The organism is Micromonospora sp. URMC 105, from assembly GCF_051386295.1.
Taxonomy (GTDB): domain Bacteria; phylum Actinomycetota; class Actinomycetes; order Mycobacteriales; family Micromonosporaceae; genus Micromonospora.
Window position 1 is genome coordinate 36,294 of sequence record NZ_JBPQTL010000045.1, and the last position, 8,877, is coordinate 45,170.

Annotated in this window: 10 protein-coding genes and 1 pseudogene; 5 read left to right on the forward strand and 6 right to left on the reverse strand. The window is 74.2% G+C overall.

Annotated elements, in window-relative coordinates:
• Positions 1 to 53: 53 nt before the first annotated feature.
• Positions 54 to 1,121, reverse strand: coding sequence for a septum formation family protein (locus ACSNN7_RS16495; protein WP_436681682.1), 1,068 nt, complete (start codon positions 1,119 to 1,121; stop codon positions 54 to 56).
• An 84-nt stretch (positions 1,122 to 1,205) separates the two neighbouring features.
• On the opposite strand from ACSNN7_RS16495, the gene ACSNN7_RS16500 reads away from it, so the two are divergent.
• Together ACSNN7_RS16500 and ACSNN7_RS16505 are read left to right on the forward strand one after the other, a co-directional pair.
• On the forward strand, positions 1,206 to 1,568 hold the full coding sequence (locus ACSNN7_RS16500; RefSeq protein ID WP_250791763.1) for a PH domain-containing protein: 363 nt from the start codon (positions 1,206 to 1,208) through the stop codon (positions 1,566 to 1,568).
• 50 nt (positions 1,569 to 1,618) lie between these two features.
• Positions 1,619 to 2,143 (forward strand): SMI1/KNR4 family protein, encoded by a 525-nt coding sequence (locus tag ACSNN7_RS16505; protein WP_436681683.1) that lies wholly within the window; start codon positions 1,619 to 1,621, stop codon positions 2,141 to 2,143.
• Between the two features lie 116 nt (positions 2,144 to 2,259).
• Here the strand turns inward: ACSNN7_RS16505 and ACSNN7_RS16510 are convergent, their stop codons facing one another.
• Positions 2,260 to 2,385, reverse strand: coding sequence for a hypothetical protein (locus ACSNN7_RS16510; RefSeq protein ID WP_436681684.1), 126 nt, complete (start codon positions 2,383 to 2,385; stop codon positions 2,260 to 2,262).
• Positions 2,386 to 2,607: 222 nt separating this feature from the next.
• On the opposite strand from ACSNN7_RS16510, the gene ACSNN7_RS16515 reads away from it, so the two are divergent.
• Positions 2,608 to 3,375, forward strand: coding sequence for a class I SAM-dependent methyltransferase (locus tag ACSNN7_RS16515; RefSeq protein ID WP_436681685.1), 768 nt, complete (start codon positions 2,608 to 2,610; stop codon positions 3,373 to 3,375).
• 42 nt (positions 3,376 to 3,417) lie between these two features.
• On the opposite strand, the gene ychF is transcribed toward ACSNN7_RS16515, so the two are convergent.
• The 3 genes from ychF to ACSNN7_RS16530 all read right to left on the reverse strand — a co-directional run bounded on the left by ychF (position 3,418) and on the right by ACSNN7_RS16530 (position 5,941).
• Entirely contained in the window at positions 3,418 to 4,503 is a 1,086-nt protein-coding gene (ychF, locus tag ACSNN7_RS16520; RefSeq protein WP_334449251.1) for a redox-regulated ATPase YchF, read from the reverse strand.
• A 136-nt stretch (positions 4,504 to 4,639) separates the two neighbouring features.
• The gene (locus tag ACSNN7_RS16525; protein WP_436681686.1) at positions 4,640 to 5,374 is read right to left on the reverse strand and encodes a Type 1 glutamine amidotransferase-like domain-containing protein; all 735 of its coding nucleotides are present in this window, start codon (positions 5,372 to 5,374) and stop codon (positions 4,640 to 4,642) included.
• A gap of 69 nt (positions 5,375 to 5,443) precedes the next feature.
• Complete coding sequence (locus ACSNN7_RS16530; RefSeq protein WP_436681687.1) at positions 5,444 to 5,941, reverse strand: MarR family winged helix-turn-helix transcriptional regulator; 498 nt, start codon at positions 5,939 to 5,941, stop codon at positions 5,444 to 5,446.
• Between the two features lie 94 nt (positions 5,942 to 6,035).
• Between ACSNN7_RS16530 and ACSNN7_RS16535 the strand changes: the two are divergent.
• Positions 6,036 to 6,857 (forward strand): annotated as a pseudogene (locus ACSNN7_RS16535) (EamA family transporter); the annotation flags it as partial.
• Positions 6,858 to 6,901: 44 nt separating this feature from the next.
• Here ACSNN7_RS16535 and ACSNN7_RS16540 read toward each other — a convergent pair.
• Entirely contained in the window at positions 6,902 to 7,351 is a 450-nt protein-coding gene (locus tag ACSNN7_RS16540; protein WP_436681688.1) for a hypothetical protein, read from the reverse strand.
• Positions 7,352 to 7,851: 500 nt separating this feature from the next.
• Between ACSNN7_RS16540 and ACSNN7_RS16545 the strand changes: the two genes are divergently transcribed.
• On the forward strand, positions 7,852 to 8,877 hold a 1,026-nt coding region (locus ACSNN7_RS16545; protein ID WP_436681689.1), incomplete at its 3' end, for a bifunctional transcriptional activator/DNA repair enzyme AdaA.

Consider the following 8,877-nt stretch of genomic DNA (forward strand, 5'->3'; position numbering starts at 1 on the left):
CCCGCAGCCCCGCCGCGCCGCGTCCCCCGACGCGACCGGCGGGGCTGGGTGTGTCAGCGGGCCGGTTCGCCCTGCACGGTGGACAGTCCCAGGGCCCGGCGCACGGCCAGCTCGGTCTGCGGCTCGCGGCGCTGCTCGGCCTGGGCCACCAGCCGGAGCATCTGGTCGCGGTCGGTGGCCTTCTCGGCGTCCCGCCAGGACGCCGCGGCCTCCTGCGCCTCGGCGATCAGCTTCACCATCGGCTCCCGGGCCTCCACCGGCCACGCGTAGGCGCTGAGCGCGAGCCAGAACCTGCCGTTGGCGCTCGCCGCACGCTCCACCATGGCGCGCAGCTCGGCCGGCGCGGCCGTCGGGGCCTGGGCGGCCAGGACGGCCCGGGCCTCGTCGAGCTCCCGGGTCGCCGTCAGGTAGGCGAGCTGTTCGGGGCGGACCACCGTCGCGTCCTGCCGCAGCGGCCGGGTCAGCGGCGTCGACCCGGCGAGGTAACAGGTGATCTGCGGATAGGTGGGCCACTCGACCCGCGACGGGACGTACCAGCGCAGCCGCACGTCCGTCGGGAGCGAGAGCGGGTCGAGGACGTAGCTACGTTGCCGCTGCCGGCAGGCCGTCTCGGCCCGCGCCGATAGCGCCGCCGTCCCCGGGTACGCCTCACCGGCGTACCGCTCGTACCCGGGGACCCGGTCGACCAGCTCCGCGTCGTGCGGTGCGGTGCAGGGCACCGTGGTGACCTCCTCCGGCGCGGTGCGCGTACCCGTGGGGGTGTCGTCGACGCGGAAGCAGTCACCCGCCCGCAGCCCCCGGACGCCGCCGGCCGCCGGGTCGGGCCGCGACAGCACCCCGGTCAGGACCAGCACCAGCATCAGCATCCAGACGCCGCAGAGCGCCACCCCGGCGACCGCGAGGCCCCGCCCCCGCTTCCCGGTCCGTCCGATGCGGAGCAGCGCGACCACCCCGAGGACGGCCCCCAGCACGCCGCCCAGCAGCCCGAGGACGAAGGCGGCGACGGCCAGGCGGCTCGTCCGGCCGCGCGCCGGCCGGGACCCGGCCCACGGCTCCCACTCGCCCGCGACCGGCTCCGCCGGGCCTGCCGGCCGCCCGGCCGTGGTCTCATCCGTGGTCATGTCCGGTTCCTTCCCCTGCATCCCCCGTGCGGCGTGCAGACTAGTCGACCGGACCGCTGGCATCCGCTTCCTACCGTGGGATCCATGGCCAATGCGACGTACGACCGCAAGGAGCAGTTCCAGCAGATCCAGAGTGGACTGCTCGACGGAGAGCAGATCATCGCCGTCTACGACGCCGTCGGCACCGGAACCGGCTTCATCGGGCTCACCGACCGGCGCGTGATCATCCAGGACCGGTCCTTCGTCGGCAAGCGGTACGCCATCACCAGCATCCCGTACTCGAAGATCACCAGCGTGAGCGTGGTGAGCAACAAGTCGTGGGGCGGGTCGTTCTTCTCCACCGGGGCGATCGCCGTCCACGTCGGCACGCACACCTACGAGGTGGAGTTCCGGGGGGCGCAGAAGAGCCACCACGTGCACAACGTGATCCTGCACTACATCAGCTGATCCGCCGCGAGCTGAGCGGACGTGTCGGGGGTCGCCGCTAGGGTGCGGCGGTGACCGGAGGACAGCTCGCGATCCCCGCCCCGCTGCGGGAGGCCCACGACGGCGGCTTCGACTACGACGGCGGTGACGGCATCGATTTCGAGCCGTACGACGCCTTCCTCACCCTCGCCGAGACCGCCGAGTGGTGGCAGGCGTGGAGCGGCAACACCTCGATGGACGGAGTTGATTTCCGGATCTTCGGGCAGGACGGCACGGGTGGGCTGGCGGCCTGCTGGCGGGTCCGCCCCGGCGAGCCGGTCGAACGGCAGCCGGTGGTGTTCCTCGGCTCCGAGGGTGAGCTGTCCGTGGTCGCCCGCGATCTGGCGGCCTACCTCTGGTTGCTCGCGGGCGGCTTCGGCCCGATGGAGGCGACCATGTGGCCGCGACACGAGCACCGGCCCCGCCCGGACGCCCGCCGCACCGCGATCGCCGAACGGTACGCGCCGCAGGCGCGACAGACCGCGCCCGAGGTGATCGAGGCGGCCCGGGCCGAGTTCCCCGACTTCGAGCCGTTCATCGACTCGCTCTGCCGCTGATCGGCGGGTCGGCCAACGAGTCACCCCGGCGTCCGCGCGCCCTCAGCCGGGCCCTGTCCTTCGGCCTGATCGCGAGTCCCGGCCGGGAGGCCGTCAGCCCCCGGCCGGTCGCGCTCTCACTGAAAACGCCTCCCGGGCCTCTTTGCACCGGTCGGCTTGGTGATCACGGCATCCTTGCCCCGACGGCGCACCACGACCGCGTTCACCTTCCTGCGCAAGCCCTTCAGGATTCTGTCCTTCATCGCAGGCATCCCCTCTCGCGTACATCGGACCAGCCGTGCGTCTCCGCGTACCCCAGCCCGCGTACCCGATGGGGCAACGGCCATTCGCGCGACACCCGGGTTCGTCACCGTCGGCGCGGTTTACCCCGAAGTGGGCGTTGTGCGGGTCTCCGGACCCACCAGGCGGAGGGGCCGGCTGGAAAGACCGGGCATCGACCGCCTGGTTCGTGCCAGGATCCCGGCATGTCTCGTCGCGCGCTGAGCTTCGGAGCGATGGCGGAAGCCTACGAACGGTTCCGGCCGGGATATCCCGCGGAACTCTTCGACCTTGTGTCGACGTACGCGGGCCGGCCGATCCGGACCGCTCTGGAGATCGGCGCCGGGACCGGCAAGGCGACCCGGTTGTTCGGGCACCGAGGGGTCGCGGTCACCGCGTCCGAGCCGGACGCGGCCATGCTCGCCGAGCTGCGTAAGCACGTCGGGACAGAGGTCAGGACGGTGCAGGCCGCATTCGAGGACCTGCGCACCGGCGAGCCTTACGAGCTGGTGTACGCGGCGGCGGCGCTGCACTGGACGAACCCCGAGGGCCGGTGGTCACGCATGGCCGCGCTGCTGGAGCCGGGTGGCGTGTTCGCCTCGTTCGGTGGACCACTCCGGCTGGCGGACCCGGCCGTGGCGGAAGCCGTGCGCGCGGCCCGGGCGCCGTTCCTGGCGACGGACGAGGTGCCGTCGCCGGACGGGACGCCGCCCGGACAGGACATGCAGTGGCCGGGCACGGAGCTGCAACGGTCCGAGTGGTTCGCGGACGTTCGGCAGGCCGTGATCACACGGCGGCCGACGATCAGTGCCCGCGACTACGTCGGCCTTCTCTCGACCATTTCCGCTTACCTCGAATTGCCGCCCGTTACTCGGGAGCAGGCGTTCAGCCGGATCCTGCGGGTGGTGCCGGAGACGGTGAGAATCATTGGCGACATCACCGTCCATCTGGCGCGTCGGCGCTCCGAGCGGTAGCGCGTCGATGGTCGGCTGCCCGCGCCTGCGGAGGGGCCGGGCTCAGACGTTGAAGCGGAACTCCACCACGTCGCCGTCCTGCATGACGTACTCCTTGCCCTCGATCCGGACCTTGCCGGCGGCCTTGGCCGCCGCCATCGATCCGGCCTCGACCAGGTCGGCGTAGGAGACGACCTCGGCCTTGATGAAGCCGCGCTGGAAGTCGCTGTGGATGACGCCCGCGGCCTCCGGCGCGGTCGCGCCGACCGGGACGGTCCAGGCCCGCGCCTCCTTGGGACCCGCCGTCAGGTACGTCTGCAGCCCGAGCGTGCGGAAGCCGACCCGGACGAGCTGGTCGAGGCCGGGCTCGTGCTGCCCGATCGACTCCAGCAGCTCGCGGGCCTCCTCCTCGGGCAGGTCCACCAGCTCGGACTCGATCTTCGCGTCCATGAAGACCGCCTCGGCGGGCGCGACCAGCGCGCGCAGCTCGTCGAGGAACTCGGCGTTGGCCAGCTCGGCCTCGTCGACGTTGAAGACGTACAGGAAGGGCTTGGTGGTGAGCAGGTGCAGCTCGCGCAGGTGCTCCAGCTCGATCTTCGCGGCGGCGGCGCCGGCGTAGAGCGTGGTGCCACCGTCGAGCACGTCGACGGCGGCCTTGGCGGCGGCGACGGCGGCGGCCCGGTCCTTGCGGAGCTTGGCCTCCTTCTCCAACCGCGGCAGCGCCTTCTCCAGGGTCTGCAGGTCGGCGAGGATCAGCTCGGTGTTGATCGTCTCGATGTCGTCGGCCGGGGAGACCTTGCCGTCGACGTGCACCACGTTCGGGTCGGAGAACGCCCGCACCACCTGGCAGATCGCCGAGGCGTCGCGGATGTTGGCCAGGAACGCGTTGCCCCGGCCCTGCCCCTTGGAGGCGCCGCGCACCAGGCCGGCGATGTCGACGAACGACACCGGCGCGGGCAGCACCTTCTGCGAGGAGAAGATCTCGGCGAGCTTGCCCAGCCGCTCGTCCGGCAGCCCGACCACGCCGACGTTGGGCTCGATCGTGGCGAACGGGTAGTTCGCGGCGAGCACGTCGTTCTTGGTGAGCGCGTTGAACAGGGTGCTCTTGCCGACGTTGGGCAGGCCGACGATGCCGATGGTGAGACTCACGACGAGCCAGCTTACGCCGCCACCCGCCGGCACCCGGCAGGCAGGCCCGTCCGCCGGGAGAAAAGGACATCTCGGGTACGCCTCGAGCGGTGCCGGCCCGCCCCGCCGACGAGCGGGACGGGCCGGCGGCCGGCGGTCAGGCGGTGAGCAGCCGGGGCTCGATCCGGGTCTCCCGGGCGCCGCCCGCGCCGTCCGGGGTCAGCTCGTACGCGGCGACGCCCTCGCGGTCGGCGACCGCCTCGGCCAGCCGGGTGCCCCGGTAGACCAGCCCCACCCCGTCGTCGGTGCAGTGGCTGACCGGCAGGGTGCCGTCGCCGACCAGCCGGTGCATCAGCGGGCGGCGCCGCTGCTCGCTGTCGTAGTGCACCCCGTTGCCGTACGGCAGCCAGCCCAGGCCGTCGGTGAAGGCGCGCAGCGTGCGGCCGAAGCTGTCGGTGGCCCCGCCGACGTGCCAGCAGATCGAGCCGGCGGAGACGCCGCCGAGCACCACCCCGGCCTCCCAGCACTCGCGCAGGATCTCCGGCAGGCCGTGCACCCGCCAGACGGCGCAGAGGTTGGCCACGCTGCCGCCGCCGACCCAGATGATGTCCTGGGCGAGCAGGTGGGCACGGATGTCGTCGACCGTCGGCATCGGGAACAGCGCCAGGTGCGACGGGCGGAAGCGGGTGCCGGCGAAGGCGCCGTAGAAGACGGTGAACGAGGTGGGCTGGTCGCCGACCGCCTGGTTGAGGTAGCAGATTCGTGGCTCGTCGGTCCCGGCCAGCTCGGCCATCAGGTCGAAGACCGGGCCGGGCTTCGCGTCCCAGGGGCCCCGGTCCCGGCTGCTGAAGCCCATGCTGGTCGCGACGATGGTGGGTTCGCTGGCGGGCACGGATGATCCTCTCGTCGGGCCGGTGACGCCTTCATCCTGCGTCATCGCCCGGTCCGGCCGTCGTCCTGGTCAGCCCGCCTCGGCGGCGGCGAGCAGCGCGCGCAGCAGGTCACCCAGGCGGGTCTGGTCCGCCGGGGGCAGCGCGTCGAGGATCCGCCGCTGCACCGCCAGCCCCGCCTCGGCGGCCTCCTCGACCGCCCGGCGGCCGGCGTCGGTCAGGGTGACCCGCAGCCCGCGCCGGTCGGCGGGGTCGGGCTCCCGCCGGACCAGCCCCGCCCGTTCCAGCCGGTCGAGCCGGCCGGTCATCCCGCCGCTGGTGAGCATCAGCGCGGCGGTCAGCTCCTTCGGCGCCAGCGTGTACGGCTCGCCGCTGCGCCGCAGCGCGGCCAGCACGTCGAACTCGCCCCGGCCGATGCCCCAGTCCGCGTAGACCTTCTCCTGCGCGTCGCCCAGGATCCGGGCCAGCCGGTAGATCCGGCCGAAGACGGCCATCGGCTCGGGTCGCATCCCGGCGCGCTCGCGCCGCCACTGCTCGACGATGCGGTCGACGTCGTCCCGGTCGGTCACCCCCGGATTGTGCCCCACGTCGCCCTTCCGCTTTTCCCTCGCCGGTGATTAGCTTAGCGCTAAGCTACTTACTGCAAAGAGAATCGGGGGTCCGATGAGCCGTCGTCGCACTGACATCGCGTTGACCGCCCTCGCGCCCACCGTCTGGGGCACCACCTACCTGGTCACCTCCGAACTCCTTCCGCCGGACCGGCCGCTCTGGTCCGGCGCGCTGCGGGCGCTGCCCGCCGGGCTGCTGCTGCTCGCGCTGACCCGCCGACGGCCGCACGGCTCCTGGTGGTGGCGGGCCGCCCTGCTCGGCGCGCTCAACATCGGCGCGTTCTTCCCGCTGCTCTTCCTCGCGGCGTACCGGCTGCCGGGCGGCACCGCCGCCGTGCTCGGCGCCGCCCAGCCGCTGCTCGTCGCCGGCCTCACCGTGCTCGTGCTGCGGGACCGGCCACACCGGCTCGCCCTGCTGGCCGCCGTGACCGCCCCACTCGGAGTCGCTCTGGTCGTGCTCCGGCCGGACGCCGGCACCGACCCGCTCGGGGTCGCCGCCGGGCTGGCCGGCACCGCCGCGATGGCCGCCGGACTGGTGCTCACCCGCCGCTGGGGCCGCCCGGCCGGGATCAGCACCCTCGCCGCGACGAGCTGGCAGCTCACCGCCGGCGGCCTGCTGGTCACGCCGGTCGCGATCGCGATCGAGGGCGCGCCGCCGGCCCCGGACGGCCCAGCCCTGCTCGGGTACGCCTGGTTGGGGCTGGTCGGCACCGCGCTGGCGTACGTGCTGTGGTTCCGGGGCGCGGGCCGGTTGCCGTTGACACAGGTCTCGGTGCTCGGCGCGCTGAGCCCGCTGACCGCCGCCGCGCTGGGCTGGGTGGTGCTGGACCAGGCGCTGACCCCGGCCCAGCTCGCCGGTTTCGCGCTGGCCGTGGCGGCGATGGTGGTGGCGCAGCTGCCCGCCCGCCCGAGCGGGGAGGGTCAGCCGGCCAGACGCCAGTCCGCGCCGAGCGCGTCGGCCTCCGGCAGCGCCCCGGCGGGCAGCTCGGCCGCCGCGGCCACCGGCAGGGTGAACCGGTGCGCGGCGGACGGGCCCGCCGCGTACGACTCGCCGAGCATCCAGCGCACCTCGTCGACCGTCCAGCCCAGCCCGCGCCGACCGGCGATCTCCCGGACCAGCCGCAGCCCCGGCCGGGTGTCGTCGTCGTAGAAGCGCATGCACCAGTGGTGCGCCCACATGCCCAGCGCCCGCACGCCGGCCGGATCCAGCGACGCGGCGAGCCGGCCGCACGCCGTCTCGGCGAACGGACGCCCCGGCTCACCCACCCGGTCCCGCTCAATCGCCCCGTACGCCGCCGGCGCCACCGCCCGCATCCGGTCGTAGAAGCCCTGCACCACCGCGCGGTCGAGCCGTGCCCGCCCCGACCGCATCAGCGGGCACCTCGCCCGGCCACGCTCGCCATCGCCCCCGCACCCTTCTTGAGTTGGTGGCGGGACCGTACCGACCACTACCGACACTTTCTCGCGTCCGATTCCTTGCCCGGCAACGGATAGCGGGCCCGAGCTGCGGCGTCCGTGCCGGTAGGAACGAAGCGGGGAGGACGCGTGGACGCAGACGATCGGGCCCGGCCGGCCGAGTTCGTGGCCGGCCGCACTCCGGCGCTGATGCGGGTCGCGTACCTGCTCACCGGCGACCGGCACCCGGTTGAGGACCGGGCAGGCCAATGGGCCCGGCGCGGTCCGTCCCGGCCCCGCCGGCGGCGGCGGCGCCGAGCCCGGTCGGCACCGACGTACCGCTGGGCAGTCCGGCGCCGCGCTGACTGCGGGCCCGACGCCCCCGGATCGCACCACCGCCCGGGGCGTCGGGCGTCACCACGCTCGCGTCCGATTCCCGCGAGCCACCGGCCTGACCAGCGGGCATCATCGGTGTCGTGGATTTGGACTTCGAACGGTGCTACCGGGCCGTGGACAGCCGTGACCAGCGCTTCGACGGCTGGTTCTACACCGGCGTGACCTCGACCGGGATCTACTGCCGGCCGTCCTGCCCGGCGATGACACCGAAGCGGCAGAACGTCCGGTTCTTCCCGTCGGCCGCCGCCGCGCAGGGCGCCGGGCTGCGCGCCTGCCGCCGCTGCCGCCCGGACGCCGCGCCGGGCTCGCCACAGTGGGACGTCCGGGCCGACGTGGTGGGGCGGGCCGTCCGGCTGATCGCCGACGGGGTGGTCGACCGGGACGGCGTACCGGGGCTGGCCACTCGCCTCGGCTACACCGAGCGGCACCTGCACCGGATGCTCCGCGCCGAGCTGGGCGCCGGCCCGCTGGCGCTGGCCCGGGCCCAGCGGGCGCAGACCGCCCGCACGCTGATCGAGACCACCGGGCTGGGCATGGCCGAGATCGCCTTCGCGGCCGGATTCGGCAGCGTCCGGCAGTTCAACGACACGGTCCGCGAGGTCTACGGCACCGCCCCGTCGCAGCTGCGGGTGGCGCGCGCCGGCCGGCCCACGCCGGGCGGCGCGGGGACGATCACGCTGCGGCTGGCGTACCGTCCGCCGCTGCACGCCGCCGCGCTGCTGGACTTCCTCGCCCTCCGCGCGCTGCCGGGCGTGGAGGAGGTACGCGACGGGACGTACCGCCGGGGGTTGCGACTGCCGCACGGCGCCGCGGAGGTGGCGCTGACCCCGGCGGCCGGGCACGTCTCGGCGACCCTGCGCCTGGCCGACATGCGGGACCTGGCCCCCGCGGTGGCCCGCTGCCGCCGCCTGCTCGACCTGGACGCGGACCCGCAGGCCGTCGACGAGACCCTCGCCGCCGACCCCGCCCTGGCCCCGGCGATCGCCGCCGAACCCGGCATCCGCGTCCCCCGCGCCGCCGACGGCTTCGAAGCAGCCGTACGCGCAATCGTCGGCCAGCAGATCTCCGTCCGCTCCGCCCGCACCACCCTCACCCGCCTCCTCACC

Excerpts from the sequence above, each read along its gene's own strand:
- ACSNN7_RS16540 (WP_436681688.1), bottom strand. The coding sequence starts at position 7,351 with ATGCGGTCGGGGCGGGCACGGCTCGACCGCGCGGTGGTGCAGGGCTTC.
- ACSNN7_RS16495 (WP_436681682.1), bottom strand. The coding sequence starts at position 1,121 with ATGACCACGGATGAGACCACGGCCGGGCGGCCGGCAGGCCCGGCGGAG.
- ACSNN7_RS16500 (WP_250791763.1), top strand. The coding sequence starts at position 1,206 with ATGGCCAATGCGACGTACGACCGCAAGGAGCAGTTCCAGCAGATCCAG.
- ACSNN7_RS16515 (WP_436681685.1), top strand. The coding sequence starts at position 2,608 with ATGTCTCGTCGCGCGCTGAGCTTCGGAGCGATGGCGGAAGCCTACGAA.
- ACSNN7_RS16510 (WP_436681684.1), bottom strand. The coding sequence starts at position 2,385 with ATGAAGGACAGAATCCTGAAGGGCTTGCGCAGGAAGGTGAACGCGGTC.